General features: G+C 63.8%; 15 protein-coding genes. 8 read left to right on the top strand and 7 right to left on the bottom strand.

Features of this window, described 5'->3' with window-relative positions; translation table 11 throughout:
* Positions 1 to 23: 23 nt before the first annotated feature.
* From AC1DYW_RS02510 to AC1DYW_RS02495, 4 genes are all read right to left on the bottom strand, one after another.
* Positions 24 to 818: an inositol monophosphatase family protein gene (locus AC1DYW_RS02510; protein ID WP_477224999.1), complete on the bottom strand. Its 795-nt coding sequence runs from the start codon at positions 816 to 818 to the stop codon at positions 24 to 26.
* A 72-nt stretch (positions 819 to 890) separates the two neighbouring features.
* Positions 891 to 1,892: an LLM class flavin-dependent oxidoreductase gene (locus tag AC1DYW_RS02505; protein ID WP_477224998.1), complete on the bottom strand. Its 1,002-nt coding sequence runs from the start codon at positions 1,890 to 1,892 to the stop codon at positions 891 to 893.
* Positions 1,893 to 1,960: 68 nt separating this feature from the next.
* Entirely contained in the window at positions 1,961 to 3,130 is a 1,170-nt protein-coding gene (locus AC1DYW_RS02500) for an AI-2E family transporter (protein ID WP_477225562.1), read from the bottom strand.
* 113 nt (positions 3,131 to 3,243) lie between these two features.
* The gene (locus AC1DYW_RS02495) at positions 3,244 to 4,305 is read right to left on the bottom strand and encodes an LLM class flavin-dependent oxidoreductase (protein WP_457152959.1); all 1,062 of its coding nucleotides are present in this window, start codon (positions 4,303 to 4,305) and stop codon (positions 3,244 to 3,246) included.
* Between the two features lie 221 nt (positions 4,306 to 4,526).
* Here AC1DYW_RS02495 and AC1DYW_RS02490 point away from each other — a divergent pair, with 221 nt between their 5' ends.
* A complete protein-coding gene (locus AC1DYW_RS02490; protein ID WP_184872979.1) occupies positions 4,527 to 4,955 on the top strand; it encodes a DUF6481 family protein in 429 nt (142 codons plus the stop codon).
* Between the two features lie 264 nt (positions 4,956 to 5,219).
* Here the strand turns inward: AC1DYW_RS02490 and sugE are convergent, their stop codons facing one another.
* Both sugE and AC1DYW_RS02480 read right to left on the bottom strand, forming a co-directional pair.
* Positions 5,220 to 5,534: a quaternary ammonium compound efflux SMR transporter SugE gene (gene sugE / locus AC1DYW_RS02485; protein ID WP_095083439.1), complete on the bottom strand. Its 315-nt coding sequence runs from the start codon at positions 5,532 to 5,534 to the stop codon at positions 5,220 to 5,222.
* A gap of 206 nt (positions 5,535 to 5,740) precedes the next feature.
* Complete coding sequence (locus AC1DYW_RS02480) at positions 5,741 to 5,866, bottom strand: hypothetical protein (RefSeq protein ID WP_013528464.1); 126 nt, start codon at positions 5,864 to 5,866, stop codon at positions 5,741 to 5,743.
* 212 nt (positions 5,867 to 6,078) lie between these two features.
* Here AC1DYW_RS02480 and AC1DYW_RS02475 point away from each other — a divergent pair, with 212 nt between their 5' ends.
* From AC1DYW_RS02475 to AC1DYW_RS02465, 3 genes are all read left to right on the top strand, one after another.
* Positions 6,079 to 6,888, top strand: a complete 810-nt coding sequence (locus tag AC1DYW_RS02475) for a transglutaminase-like domain-containing protein (RefSeq protein ID WP_457152961.1) — start codon at positions 6,079 to 6,081, stop codon at positions 6,886 to 6,888.
* 94 nt (positions 6,889 to 6,982) lie between these two features.
* Positions 6,983 to 7,957, top strand: a complete 975-nt coding sequence (locus AC1DYW_RS02470; protein ID WP_457152962.1) for a cation diffusion facilitator family transporter — start codon at positions 6,983 to 6,985, stop codon at positions 7,955 to 7,957.
* 27 nt (positions 7,958 to 7,984) lie between these two features.
* Positions 7,985 to 8,389 carry a GFA family protein gene (locus AC1DYW_RS02465; RefSeq protein WP_477224997.1) on the top strand — a complete coding sequence of 135 codons (405 nt, stop codon included), beginning with the start codon at positions 7,985 to 7,987 and terminating at the stop codon, positions 8,387 to 8,389.
* 13 nt (positions 8,390 to 8,402) lie between these two features.
* Here the strand turns inward: AC1DYW_RS02465 and AC1DYW_RS02460 are convergent, their stop codons facing one another.
* Positions 8,403 to 9,674: a DNA recombination protein RmuC gene (locus AC1DYW_RS02460; RefSeq protein ID WP_477224996.1), complete on the bottom strand. Its 1,272-nt coding sequence runs from the start codon at positions 9,672 to 9,674 to the stop codon at positions 8,403 to 8,405.
* Between the two features lie 103 nt (positions 9,675 to 9,777).
* On the opposite strand from AC1DYW_RS02460, the gene def reads away from it, so the two are divergent.
* From def to truA, 4 genes are all read left to right on the top strand, one after another.
* Complete coding sequence (gene def / locus AC1DYW_RS02455) at positions 9,778 to 10,308, top strand: peptide deformylase (RefSeq protein ID WP_095083447.1); 531 nt, start codon at positions 9,778 to 9,780, stop codon at positions 10,306 to 10,308.
* Positions 10,309 to 10,313: 5 nt separating this feature from the next.
* Complete coding sequence (gene fmt / locus AC1DYW_RS02450; protein ID WP_457152965.1) at positions 10,314 to 11,249, top strand: methionyl-tRNA formyltransferase; 936 nt, start codon at positions 10,314 to 10,316, stop codon at positions 11,247 to 11,249.
* The gene (locus tag AC1DYW_RS02445) at positions 11,246 to 11,755 is read left to right on the top strand and encodes a GNAT family N-acetyltransferase (protein WP_095083451.1); all 510 of its coding nucleotides are present in this window, start codon (positions 11,246 to 11,248) and stop codon (positions 11,753 to 11,755) included. The genes fmt and AC1DYW_RS02445 overlap by 4 nt, the downstream gene beginning before the upstream one ends.
* A gap of 88 nt (positions 11,756 to 11,843) precedes the next feature.
* Complete coding sequence (gene truA / locus AC1DYW_RS02440) at positions 11,844 to 12,611, top strand: tRNA pseudouridine(38-40) synthase TruA (protein WP_457152927.1); 768 nt, start codon at positions 11,844 to 11,846, stop codon at positions 12,609 to 12,611.
* Positions 12,612 to 12,616: the final 5 nt, after the last annotated feature.

Here is a 12,616-nt window from a genome sequence, read left to right as displayed (position 1 = left end):
GCGTCTTTCGCGCAAGGTAGCGTTCAGAGCTTGAACGCCTCCGAAGAAAGCTCCCGCAGCTTTGGGAAGACACCCTTGCCGCCCGTGATGACCAGCGTTCCGTCCCGCAGCACTGTCTTCGGATCGGGTTTCAAGACCATGCCGCCGGCTTCCTCGACCAGAAGCATGCCGGCCAGGCAATCCCATGCGTTCATGTGCTCCTCGACATAGCCGAGCAGCCGGCCGGCGGCGACGTAGGCGAGCATCAAAGCGCCTGATGCGTTGCGGAAGAAGACGCCGCCTTCGGCCAGCAGCATGCGGACCAGCACGGCGACATTTTCGGTGTCGGCACGGTTTGAAAATCCAGTCCCGACGGATCCTTCTTCCAGGCTGGTGCCCGCACTGGTCTTGATCGGTCTGCCGTTGACGAAGGCGCCGCCGCCGAGCCGGCCGTGAAACGTCTCGCCGGTCGACGGTTCGTGGATCACGCCAACCACGGTCTCGCCATGCAGGGCGCAGGCGATCACCACGCACCAGGCCGGGATGCCGCGCACGAAATTGGCGGTGCCGTCGATGGGATCGATCACCCAGTCATAGCCTGTCGAGCCGGTGACCGAGGCATGCTCCTCGCCGACGATGCCATCTTGCGGATAGTCGGTGGCAATGGCGGCGCGGATGAACAGTTCGACCTCGCGGTCTGCTTCAGAGACCAGGTCCTGATGGCCCTTGCTCTCGATGGTCAGGCTGTCGAGGTCGCGGAAGTACTTCAGGCCGAGTTCGCCGGCACGCCGCGCCAGTTCGATGGCAAACTGCATGCGTGCGTCATGGTCATTTTTCACGGGGGAGCTCGATCTTGCGGAAGGATGCCCCGCCCTTAGCAGAAGCACCCTGTATCCTCCAAGCCAAGAATATCAGGCCGCCTGCGACAGCGATTTGTGGGCCTCGGCCAGGATCTCGAACGACCGCACGCGGGCCGCGTGGTCGAAAATCTGCGCGGTGACCATCAACTCGTCGGCGCCGGTGCGGCGCACGAACGCGTCGATGCCTTGCCGGACCGTTTCCGGAGACCCGACGACAGCGCAGGACAGCGCCTGGCCAAGCATGGTCTTGGCCATCGGATCGAGATCGCGGTCATAGTTCTCGACCGGCGGCGGCAGCCGACCGGGCCGGCCGGTGCGCAGATTGACGAAAGCCTGTTGCAGCGAGGTGAACAGCAGCCTCGCCTCCGCATCGGTGGGCGCGGCAAAGACGTTGAGGCCGAGCATCACATGCGGTTTGTCGAGCTGTTCCGACGGTTGGAAGCGCGAGCGGTAGACGTCCAGGGCATGGTCGAGTTCCGCCGGCGCGAAATGCGAGGCAAAGGCATAGGGCAGGCCAAGCATGGCGGCAAGTTGCGCGCCGTAGAGGCTGGAACCGAGGATCCAAATCGGCACGTTCTGGCCCTCGCCCGGCACGGCGCGGATGCGCTGGCCTTCCGCGGCCGGCTGGAAATAGCCCATCAACTCGACGACATCCTGCGGGAAATTGTCGACGCCGGCCTCGAGGTTGCGCCGCAAGGCGCGTGCGGTGCCCATGTCGGTGCCGGGCGCGCGGCCGAGGCCGAGATCGATGCGGCCCGGATGCAAGGCGGCCAGCGTGCCGAACTGTTCGGCAATCACCAGCGGCGAATGGTTGGGCAGCATGATGCCGCCGGCGCCGACGCGAATGGTCCTGGTGCCGCCGGCGACATGGGCAATGACGACCGCGGTGGCGGCACTGGCGATGCCGGGCATGTTGTGATGCTCGGCCAGCCAGTAGCGCTTGTAACCCAGCCGCTCGGCATGACGGGCAAGATCGAGCGAGTTGGCGAGCGACTGGGAGGCATCGCTGCCTTCGATGATCGGCGACAGGTCGAGAACGGAAAGAGCGGTCATGAACGGGATCCTGTGTAAGGACCGCATGTAGGGAGCGCCCGGCGACGCCGCAAATTCAAAAATATTGATCAGCCCTTTGCGGATTCCGTGTCGGCGATGTCGTCTTCGACGACGACGGCGGTGTGCTGCGCGGCGAGGAAGTTGCCGACAGGGCTGAGCCCGTCGAAATGATCGCAGAACACCTTGATGACGACCAGCAGCGGCACCGCCATCAATGCGCCGACGAAGCCCCAGAGCCACGACCAGAAGGCGATGGCGATGAAGATCGCCACGGCGTTGATCTCAAGGCGCCGGCCAACCACCATCGGCGTCACGAACTGGCCTTCGACGATGTCGCACACCAGCACGAAGGCCGGCGCCAGCAGCGCGTAGGAGATGGTGTCGAAGCTGATCAGCGCCATGATCGCGACCAGCACGATGGTCATCAGCGCCCCGACATAGGGCAGGAAGTTAAGCAGGGCCGCGGCGACGCCCCAGACCAGCGGGTTGGGCATGCCGAGCGCCCACAAGCCAAGGCCGATGACCGTGCCGAGACCGGCGTTGATGATGGTGACGGTGAGCAGATAGTGCGAGATTTCCCGTTCCACGTCATAGACGACGCGCAGCGCCCGCTTCTTTTCGCTGAGACTGGCGAAGGACTGGATGATCTTCTCATAGAACATCGTGCCCGAAGCGAGCAGGAACAGCGACAGCACGAAGATGATGGTGAGGCCTGTTCCAGCCGACAGGATGTTGCTGGCCGCCGACGACAGGATGCCTGATTGGGCGACCGCCACCTTCTGGATGCCGGACTCCTGCGACGTCTCGGTCAGCTGCTCGATCTGGTGCGAGATCTGCATGATCCTCTCGAACGGACGCCGCAATTGCGCCAGCCGTTCGGTGAGCTGCTGGCCGATCGACGAGGTGTTGTTGATGAGGTCGATGACCGGGCCGCTGAGCAAATAGCCTGCACTAGCGAAAATGCAGACCGACAACAGCACCAGAAGGGTCGCAGAAACCACTTCGGGAACGCCGCGCCTTCGCAGAAGCCGGACGATCGGTGTCAGTGTCAGCGCCAGCAGGAAAGCCAGGATCACCGGCATGAAGAAGGCGCGGGCGAAGTAAAGCGCGTAGATGGCCATGAACAGGAAGATGCCGACGAGCAGCGAACGCATAAGATGCGTGTCCGCGCGAGCCGCTGCGCGCGGGTCTTCAGGCTCGGCAACGCCTGTGCCTAAAGCTGCAGGTTCGGCTTTCATCATGGACCCTCACCGGCGCACCGCAATTGGTGCAATCCAATGACGAAAACGCCTCTACCGCCGCTTGGGTTCCGTTAGCCGGGCAAGGCCCGGAGCGCGGACCTCCCGCTGACCTATGCGACGGGCGCCGGCACCGCGGGCGCGGACTTCGCTGTTTCCTTGCGCACGATCGGCGCCACCCTGGTGCCGTAGAGCTCGATCGCCTTCATGATCTTTGCATGCGGCATGGTGCCGATTGCCATCTGCAGCAGGAAGCGGTCATTGCCGAAGATCCTGTGCTGGGCGACGATTTTTTCGGCCACCTGCTCGGGATTGCCGACGAACAGGGCGCCATTGGGGCCACGCGACTGGTCGAAATGCGCCCGCGACGTCGGACCCCAGCCGCGCTCGCGACCGATGCGGTTCATCACCTCGGCTTGTGGGCCGTAGAAATCATCCGCCGCCTGCTCGGTCGTTTCGGCGATGAAACCGTGCACGTTTATGCTGGTGGCGAGGCTTGCCGGATCGTTGCCGGCGCGCTTGGCCGCCTCACGGTAGAGATCGAACAGCGGCGCGAAACGCGCCGGCTCGCCGCCGATGATGGCGAGCGCCAGCGGCAGGCCGAGCGCACCGGCGCGCGCCGCCGATTGCGGCGTGCCGCCAATGGCGATCCAGACCGGCAGCCTGTCCTGGAACGGCCTTGGATAGACGCCGCGATCGTTGATCGGCGCACGCAGATTGCCGGACCAGGTGACCTTCACATGATCGCGGATGGCAAGCAGGAGGTCGAGCTTTTCGGCGAAAAGCTCGTCATAGTCCTCCAGATTGTAGCCGAACAGCGGGAAGGATTCGATGAACGAGCCGCGCCCCGCCATGATCTCGGCACGGCCGCCCGACAGAAGATCGAGCGTGGCGAACTGCTGGAAGACGCGCACCGGATCATCGGAGGACAGGACTGTGACCGCGCTGGTCAGCCTGATACGCTTCGAGCGCTCGGCGGCCGCGGCCAGCGCCACCACCGGTGCGGAGGCAGCATAGTCGGGCCGGTGATGCTCGCCGAGACCGAAGACGTCGAGGCCGACCTGGTCTGCCAGTTCGACCTCCTCGATCAGGTTGCGCAGTCGTTCATGCGGGCTGATGGCGCTGGGACCCGGCTGCGGGCTGACGTCGGCGAAGGTGTAGAGACCGAGTTCCATTCGAATGTCATCCTGGTGTTGGAGTTTCGGGCTAGAGGTAGCCATCGACCCGCCTCGCCGCCAGAGGGGCGGACGGTGAACAGTGCATGTCGGTTCCGGCCGAAAATACGTCTCCCAGGTGCAACATCGCGGAATTTCATGGCTGGCATGCCGTTTTGGCGCTTGAACTCTCGGCATTCGCGCGTATGTAAGCGTCGCGAATTGACTTCAGGGAAGTGGACTTGGCTATCTACAGGGAAAAAGACATTTTCGAGCGGCGCAATGCCGCAAACGAGGCAAAGAAGGCGCTTCTGGAGCGCTTCAAGTCAAAGCCGGCAGCAGACGATCCGACGGTGCTGGCACGACAGGCCGAACGCAAGGCAATCCTCGAGGCTCGCCAGATACGCGAGGCTGAAAAGGCCAGGCTGAAGCAGGAAAAGCTGGCACGCGAGGCGGTCGAGAAGGCCGAGCGCGAGGCAGCAGCCGAAGCGGCACGCATCGCGGCCGAAGAGGCGGCACAGGCTGAAGCCAAGATTCGGGAAGCCGAAGAAAACGAGCGCATCGCCCGTTTGCTGGCCGACGAAGCCGAACGCAAGGCCAAGCGCGACGCGCGTTATGCAGCGCGCAAACAGCGCACGGGCAGGACGCCTCCGGGCTTCTCCGCCCGCTAGCCTCCAGGCAATGGAGCAATCTGCTTCGAAGATCAGGGTCGCCTTGCAGCGGCCCTGAACGTGTTTGTCCAATGCATGTCTCGCAAATGAGGCCCCGGTTTTGGGAGGACGACATGCAAGACCCTAAAGCGCCTCACCCGAATCCGGCCCAACGCGACGCGCTTTAGAGCAATTCCAGGAAAAGTGTGAAGCGGTTTTCCCGGGAAGAGCGCGTAGCGCTTTCCCTCAGGGAATTGCGTAAAACAAAAAGATAGAGCGGTATGATCAGGCGGCGAACTTCAGCCCCATGATGCCGCAGACAATGAGCGCGATGCACGCCAGCCTGATCGCGGTGGCCGGCTCGCCGAGCAGCCAGATGCCGAGCAGCGCCGTGCCGACGGTGCCGATGCCGGTCCACACCGCATAGGCGGTACCGACGGGCAGCGCCTTCAGCGCCAGGCCGAGCAGAGTGAGGCTGACGATCATCGAGGCAACGGTCAGCACGGTCGGCATCAGCTTCGAGAAGCCGTCCGTGTATTTGAGGCCGATTGCCCAGCCGATCTCGAACAGGCCGGCAAAAAACAGAAAAATCCACGCCATCGACTACGCTCCATCAAAGCATCGGACCGAATTCGGATTCGGTATCCGACGCTCAATCAACAATGGCGGGTCGTCCCGGCCGGATTTTCGGGGAAAGCGCGAGGTCGTCCCCGCCCCGCCAATATAAGAAATTCAAGCGCTCGATCAACAACGACCGGCAACAACATTGCCGGTCGCAATCCCGTTCGGACGGGTATTGCCCGGACCTACTTGTCCTTGAGCTTCATCGCCTTGACCGGCGGCGCCTTCAGGGCCGGAGCCGGGGCTGGCTTCTTGGCATCCTTCTTCGGCTTGCGGGCTTCCTTGCCTGCCTTCATCGCACCTTTAGCCATGATTCGTTCCTCCGATTGCGGGAAGCGAAGTGAAACAAGAGAAACGTCCGACTGCAAGAGGCCAGCGCCTATCGACACCGCCAGCCGGCCGCTTTTAACCGGTTTCTAATTTGCTCGTAAACCAGGCCGGTCCGTGCCATGGTCATCTTCGCACTGCAGCATCCACCGGCGCTTTCGCCCGGAGATGAACACGCGGGCCGGTCAGGACGACAATGCGAATCCATATCGGCTGCGAGATGAGCTTCGACTTTCCCCAGGAAACCCCGCTCATCGCGATGCTGAATGTTCACTATTCCCGCGCCTCCGACCTTGAGCGGCCCGACTTTTTGACCTCCAACCCGCCCGTGCCGATCGAGAGTTATCGCGACAGTTTCGGCAATTGGTGCAACCGGTTCGTCGCTCCGCCAGGGCGGTTCACCTTCGGCACCGACGCGGTGATCCGCGATCCCGGCACCTTCGAGATGGGCGACCTGATGGCCTGGCAGCACGAGGTGCGCGACCTGCCGGCGGATACACTGCTGTTTCTGCTGCCCAGCCGCTTTTGCGAGAGCGACCTCTTGGCGAGCGAAGCGTGGCGGCTGTTCGGCCACACGCCGCTCGGCATTGCGCGTGTGCAGGCGGTCTGCGACTTCGTCCACAATCATATCGTCTTCAACTACGGCAATGCGCGGCCGACACGCACCGCTGCGGAAGCCTATCGCGAACAGAGTGGTGTCTGCCGCGACTTCGCGCATCTCGCGGTCACCTTCTGCCGGGCGCTCAACATCCCGACGCGCTACTGCACCGGCTACATCAGCGACATCGGCACGCCGAAGCCGTGGTCGAGCATGGATTTCGCCGCCTGGATGGAGGTCTATCTCGGCGGCCGCTGGCACGCCTTCGACCCGCGCAACAATGCGCCGCGCATCGGCCGCATCCTGATCGCCTCCGGGCGTGACGCGGCCGACGTGCCGCTGACCCATATCTTCGGGCCGGGCACGCTCGCCGGTTTCAAAGTTTGGACCGACGAGGTCGTCGAATAGCCGACCGAACGAGCCGACGGTTCGCGCGTTATGTTGTCTTGTGGAGCTTTGACGGGCTGGCCGTTAGACTGGCGCCTTGAACGGGGGCAGCATCATGGCCGGGCATGGCGGCTCAAAAAGGGTGATCTACGCGGCGCTCGCCGGCAATCTCGCCATCGCATTGACCAAGTTCGCCGCCGCTTTCTTCACCGGCAGTTCGGCGATGCTGTCGGAAGGCGTGCACTCACTGGTCGATACCGGCAATGGCGGCCTGCTGCTCTATGGCATGCACCGCGCCGCCCGCCCGCCCGATCGGACGCATCCGCTCGGTCACGGCCGCGAACTCTATTTCTGGAGTTTCATCGTCGCCCTTCTGGTCTTCGCACTGGGCGCCGGCGTCTCCTTCTACGAAGGTGTGATCCACATCATGGCGCCGGAGCCGGTCGTCAACGCGAAGGTGAACTACATCGTTCTTGGCCTGTCCTTCCTGTTCGAGGGCAGCTCCTGGCTGGTGGCGCTGAAGGAGTTCCGCCAGCAGAAGGGCAAGCAGGGCTGGCTGCAGGCCGTGCAGTCGAGCAAGGACCCCAGCGTCTACACCGTGCTGTTCGAGGACAGCGCCGCCTTGCTCGGCCTGATCGTCGCCTTTGCCGGCATCCTTGCGGCGGAGCTGCTGGAGATGCCGGAGCTCGACGGCGCCGCCTCGATCGGCATCGGGCTGATCCTGGGCGCGACGGCGATCTTCCTGGCCCGCGAAAGCAAGGGGCTGCTAATCGGCGAGCCGGCCTCCCCGGAGGTGCAGAGACACGTGCTGGCGATCGTCCAGCAGGATCCGGCGGTGCAACAGGCGAACGGCGTTCTGACCGTCCACATGGGGCCGCAAGAGATCGTCGCTGCTCTCAGCATCGAGTTCGAGGATCACCTGACTGCGCCGGAGATCGAAGCCTGTGTGGAGCGCCTGGAGGCGCGGCTGAAGACAGAGATGCCGGAGATCGCAAGGCTGTTCGTCAAGCCGCAGACGACCGGGACCTGGGAACAGCGGCGCAAGATTGTTGAAGCCGCGTCAGGAGACGAGCCGGATCAGGCCGGTTAAGATGCCGACGAAGCAGGGAGAAACAAGATGAAAATCGACGGCGGCTGCCATTGCGGCGCTATCGCCTACGAGGCGGAGGTCGACCCGGAAAAGACCTCGATCTGCCACTGCACCGACTGCCAGAAACTGACCGGCACGGCCTTTCGGGTGACTGTTCCGGCGCCTGAGGATCACTACCGGATCACCAAGGGTACGCCGAAAATCTATATCAAGACCGGGGCGAGCGGCGCCAAGCGCGCCCAGGCCTTTTGCGCTGACTGCGGTTCGCACCTTTACGCCACCTCGGTCGGAGATGGTCCGAAGGTCTATGGAATTCGAGCGGGAACCGCGCGGCAACGCGAGGATCTGGTCCCGACACAGCAAAAATGGCACAGTTCAGCGCTGCACTGGCTGCCGGAATTCCAGGGCATGACCACCGTGGAGAAGCAGTAGCGCTGCTGCGGCGTCAGTCGTCGCCTTCGACGACCCTCAGCCTGAGCTGCCCGGTCTTCGAATCGGCGACGCGGGTCCCTGTCTCGACCTTCGTGGTGGCAGGCCGTGATGCTGCTTCGGGGCCAGCCTCGCCGTCGGGCTGGGCGCCGAACTCCAGTGCCTCGATCTTCTGGCCGCGTCTGGTCACCTTCGACGTCGAGACGAGGATGTCGTCGATGTCCTTGGCCGACTGGCCGAAATGGACCTGCAGTTTGCGCACCCGCTCGTCGACGCGCGCAACGTCCTCCATCAGCCGGATGACTTCGCCCTGGATCAGATGCGCCTGTTCACGCATGCGGGCGTCCTTGAGGATGGCCTGGATGACCTGGATCGACAGCATCAGCAGCGACGGCGAGACGATGACGACGCGAGCGCGGTGCGCCTTGTGGACGATGGCCTCGAAATTCTCGTGGATCTCGGCGAAAACCGATTCCGACGGCACGAACATGAAGGCTGTATCCTGCGTCTCGCCCTGGATCAGATATTTCTCGGATATATCACGGACATGGATTTCGATGTCGCGGCGGAAGGCCTGGGCAGCGACCTTCTGCAGGTCGGCGCCATCGGCAGCGCGGATGGCGTTCCAGGCTTCGAGCGGAAATTTGGCATCGATGGCGAGCGACGGCGCGCCATTCGGCATCTTCACCAGGCAGTCCGGCCGGCTGCCGTTCGACAGCGTTGCCTGGAACTCGTAGGCCCCGTGCGGCAAGCCGTCGGCAACAATCGCCTCCATGCGCGACTGGCCGAAGGCACCGCGCGTCTGCTTGTTGGAGAGGATCGCCTGCAATTGCACGACCTGGCCGGCAAGCGACTGGATGTTGCCTTGCGCGGTGTCGATGATCGCCAGCCGTTCCTGCAATTTGGCCAGGCTCTCATGCGTGGATTTGGTCTGCTCGGTCATGGTCTGGCCGATGCGGCCGGTCATGGCGTCGAGGCGCTGGCCGATCGACTGCGTCAGCTCGGCTTGGCGTGCTCCGAACACTTCGGCGATGGCGCCCATGCGGCCCTGCATCTCGGCCTGGCTTTGCAAGATGCCGGCCATCCGCGCCTCGGCGTCTCGGGCATGGTCGGCGGCCTCAGCGGCGGCGACGGCGCGCGCCTTTGCCGAACGCCACAGCGCGATGACAAGCGCCACGAACAGGCCGACAAACAGCAATGCGCCGACGGCCAGAGCATGGCCGAGCGTGATCGTGGAGGCGCCAAGCCGGGCGACAGGCTCCGAAAGGATGGATGTCAGATCATTCATGTGGACAGCATAGCCGATTCGCGGGGCTGGCACAGATCAAAACGTGAACGGCGCCCCGGCGCCCCGGTTGACGCTTTTCGCTGGAGGTCTTAGGTGGAAAGCCATGCCGATCAAGCCGCTCATCATCCTTCCCGACCCCATCCTGCGCCAGGTTTCCAAGCCCGTGGAGCGCGTCGACGGGCCTTTGCGCAAATTAGCCGACGACATGCTGGCGACCATGTATGACGCGCCCGGCATCGGACTGGCGGCAATCCAGATCGGCGAACCGGTGCGCATGCTGGTGATCGATCTGGCCAAGGAAGACGAAACGCCGGCACCGCATGTCTTCATCAACCCGGAAATCCTGAGCAGCGCCGACACGCGGTCGGTCTACGAGGAAGGCTGCCTGTCGATCCCGGACTACTATGCCGAGGTCGAACGCCCGGCAGCCGTGAGGGTCAATTATCTCGACCGCGACGGCAAGCTGCAGGAGATCGAGGCCGAGGGGCTGATGGCGACCTGCCTGCAGCATGAGATCGACCACCTCAATGGCGTCTTGTTCATCGACCACATCTCGAAGCTGAAACGCGACATGGTGGTGAAGAAGTTCAAGAAGCTCGCCAGGGACAAGGCGCCAGGCAAGATGGTGGGATAGGGGAAATGCCCCTTCGCGTCATCTTCATGGGCACCCCGAAGTTTTCGGTGCCGACGCTGCGGGCCATCGCCGAGGCCGGACATGAAGTTGCTGCCGTCTATACGCAGCCGCCGCGCGCCGCCGGACGGCGCGGGCTTGAGCTGACGCCGTCGCCGGTACAGCGCGAGGCGGAGCGGCTGGGCATCGAGACACGCACACCGGTATCGCTCAAAGGCGGGGCCGAGCAGGCCGCTTTCCGCGCCCTGCGGGCCGATGTCGCAGTGGTCGTCGCTTATGGCCTGCTGCTGCCGAAGGCAGTTCTGGAGGCCCCCCGGCTTGGCTGCATCAACGGCCATGCCTCGCTTTTGCCGCGCTGGCGGGGTGCCGCGCCGATCCAGCGCGCGATCATGTCCGGGGACAGCGAAACCGGCATGATGGTGATGCGCATGGAAGTGGGCCTGGACACCGGCCCGGTGGCAATGGTTGAAAAATGCGCCATCGAACCCGATATGACTGCCGGCGATCTGCATGATCGATTGATGAGTGTCGGTGCTGCACTGATGGTGGAAGCGCTGGCGCGACTGGAAAGGAACACCCTGACATTTACCGCACAAGCGGTGGAAGGGGTGACCTACGCCAAAAAAATCGATAAATCTGAGACTCGCTTGGACTGGACTCGCTCGGCGAGCGAAGTGCACAATACCATTCGTGGCCTGTCGCCCTTTCCCGGGGCTTGGTCCGAGATTGCAATTGGCGGCCGCCCGGAGCGGCTGAAACTGCTTCGCTCGACGCTATCGCAAGGCGCCGGCGAGTCGGGAGGAATTCTCGATGACCGGCTGACGGTCGCCTGCGGGGCAGGCGCGATCAGTCTGGTCGAAGTTCAACGGGCGGGCGGAAGGCCCGCTGCCGCGTCGGAATTCCTGCGCGGGGCCAAGATCGAAAAAGGAATGAAATTCTCATGAGCATGATGTCGATACGCGCGGCGACGCCGCGGGATCGCGAGGCCATCCGCCTCGTCGAGGAACACGCTTTCGGCCAGCAGGCGGAGGCCGGACTGGTCGACGCGCTGGTGACCGGCGGCGACGCCGTTGCCGAACTGGTGGCGGAAGAGGACGGCCAGGTGGTCGGCCATATCCTGTTTTCGCGACTGTTCGTGCAGAGCGGCGGCAAGAACTTTGCGGCCGTGGCGCTCGCGCCGCTGGCGGTCGAGCCCTCGTTCCATGGCAGCGGCATTGGCGGCGCGCTGATCCGCGAGGCGCATATCCGCCTCAGGGATGCCGGCGAGACGCTGGCCGTGGTGCTGGGTGATCCGGCCTATTACAGCCGTTTCGGCTACACCCATGCCCGCGCCGAAAAGTTCGAGAGCGAGTACCAGAGCGAGGCCCTGCAGGCACTGACCTGGGGCGACGCCCCGGAAGCCGGCAGGCTGGTCTACGCCTCGGCCTTCGGGTCGGCACTCGCCGCGTAAGCGGCATCTGAATGCGCCTCTAACTCAAAGAGATAGAGCATGATGTCGTCCGAAAGCCGCTTCACACTTTTCGGCATCATGCTCTAGCATGCCGCGTTTTCGCCTCGACATCGAATATGACGGTAGTCTGTTTGCCGGCTGGCAGCACCAGGCGGATCAGCCTTCGGTGCAGCAAGCGATCGAACAGGCGATCGAAAAATTCTGCGGCGAAGAGGTCCGGTTGCGCGCCGCCGGCCGCACCGATGCCGGCGTGCACGCAACCGCCCAGGTGGCGCATGTCGACCTCGCCAAGGCGTGGTCGGGCGACAAGGTGCGTGATGCCGTCAACGCACATCTGCAGATGGCCGTCGCACATATCGCCGTCCTGAAGGCGACGGTCGTCGCAGACAGCTTCGACGCGCGCTTCTCAGCCACCGGCCGCCATTATGTCTACCGCATCCTCAACCGTCGCGCGCCGGCTGCTATCGACAAGGGCAAGGTGTGGTGGGTGCCGAAACGGCTCGACGCCGACGCCATGCACGAAGCGGCGAAAGTCCTGCTCGGTCGGCATGACTTCACCACCTTCCGCTCGACCCAGTGCCAGGCCAACAGTCCGATCAGGACGCTGGAGCGGCTCGATGTGAGCCGAGAGGGTGACCTGATCGAGGTGAAGGCTTCGGCACGCTCGTTCCTGCACAATCAGGTGCGTTCGATGGTCGGCTCCCTCAAACGTGTCGGCGAAGGCGCCTGGACCGTCGCCGACCTGAAAGCGGCGCTCGATGCGCACGACCGCGCCGCCTGCGGCCAGGTGGCGCCGCCTGACGGGCTTTTTCTCATTGGTGTCGATTATCCCGAGGGCGTCGATTATCCAGGATAGAGCCC

It is taken from the genome of Mesorhizobium sp. P2_D5 (assembly GCF_056404355.1).
Note: the sequence above shows the minus strand (reverse complement) of the source record. Positions and strands in the feature narration are given on the sequence as shown.

Bases quoted from the DNA above. Each gene is read 5' to 3' on its own strand.
- AC1DYW_RS02445 (WP_095083451.1), top strand. From the start codon at position 11,246: ATGAGCATGATGTCGATACGCGCGGCGACGCCGCGGGATCGCGAGGCC.
- AC1DYW_RS02470 (WP_457152962.1), top strand. From the start codon at position 6,983: ATGGCCGGGCATGGCGGCTCAAAAAGGGTGATCTACGCGGCGCTCGCC.
- AC1DYW_RS02495 (WP_457152959.1), bottom strand. From the start codon at position 4,305: ATGGAACTCGGTCTCTACACCTTCGCCGACGTCAGCCCGCAGCCGGGT.
- AC1DYW_RS02500 (WP_477225562.1), bottom strand. From the start codon at position 3,130: ATGAAAGCCGAACCTGCAGCTTTAGGCACAGGCGTTGCCGAGCCTGAA.
- AC1DYW_RS02505 (WP_477224998.1), bottom strand. From the start codon at position 1,892: ATGACCGCTCTTTCCGTTCTCGACCTGTCGCCGATCATCGAAGGCAGC.
- truA (WP_457152927.1), top strand. From the start codon at position 11,844: ATGCCGCGTTTTCGCCTCGACATCGAATATGACGGTAGTCTGTTTGCC.
- AC1DYW_RS02475 (WP_457152961.1), top strand. From the start codon at position 6,079: ATGCGAATCCATATCGGCTGCGAGATGAGCTTCGACTTTCCCCAGGAA.
- AC1DYW_RS02480 (WP_013528464.1), bottom strand. From the start codon at position 5,866: ATGGCTAAAGGTGCGATGAAGGCAGGCAAGGAAGCCCGCAAGCCGAAG.
- AC1DYW_RS02460 (WP_477224996.1), bottom strand. From the start codon at position 9,674: ATGAATGATCTGACATCCATCCTTTCGGAGCCTGTCGCCCGGCTTGGC.
- sugE (WP_095083439.1), bottom strand. From the start codon at position 5,534: ATGGCGTGGATTTTTCTGTTTTTTGCCGGCCTGTTCGAGATCGGCTGG.
- fmt (WP_457152965.1), top strand. From the start codon at position 10,314: ATGCCCCTTCGCGTCATCTTCATGGGCACCCCGAAGTTTTCGGTGCCG.
- AC1DYW_RS02465 (WP_477224997.1), top strand. From the start codon at position 7,985: ATGAAAATCGACGGCGGCTGCCATTGCGGCGCTATCGCCTACGAGGCG.
- def (WP_095083447.1), top strand. From the start codon at position 9,778: ATGCCGATCAAGCCGCTCATCATCCTTCCCGACCCCATCCTGCGCCAG.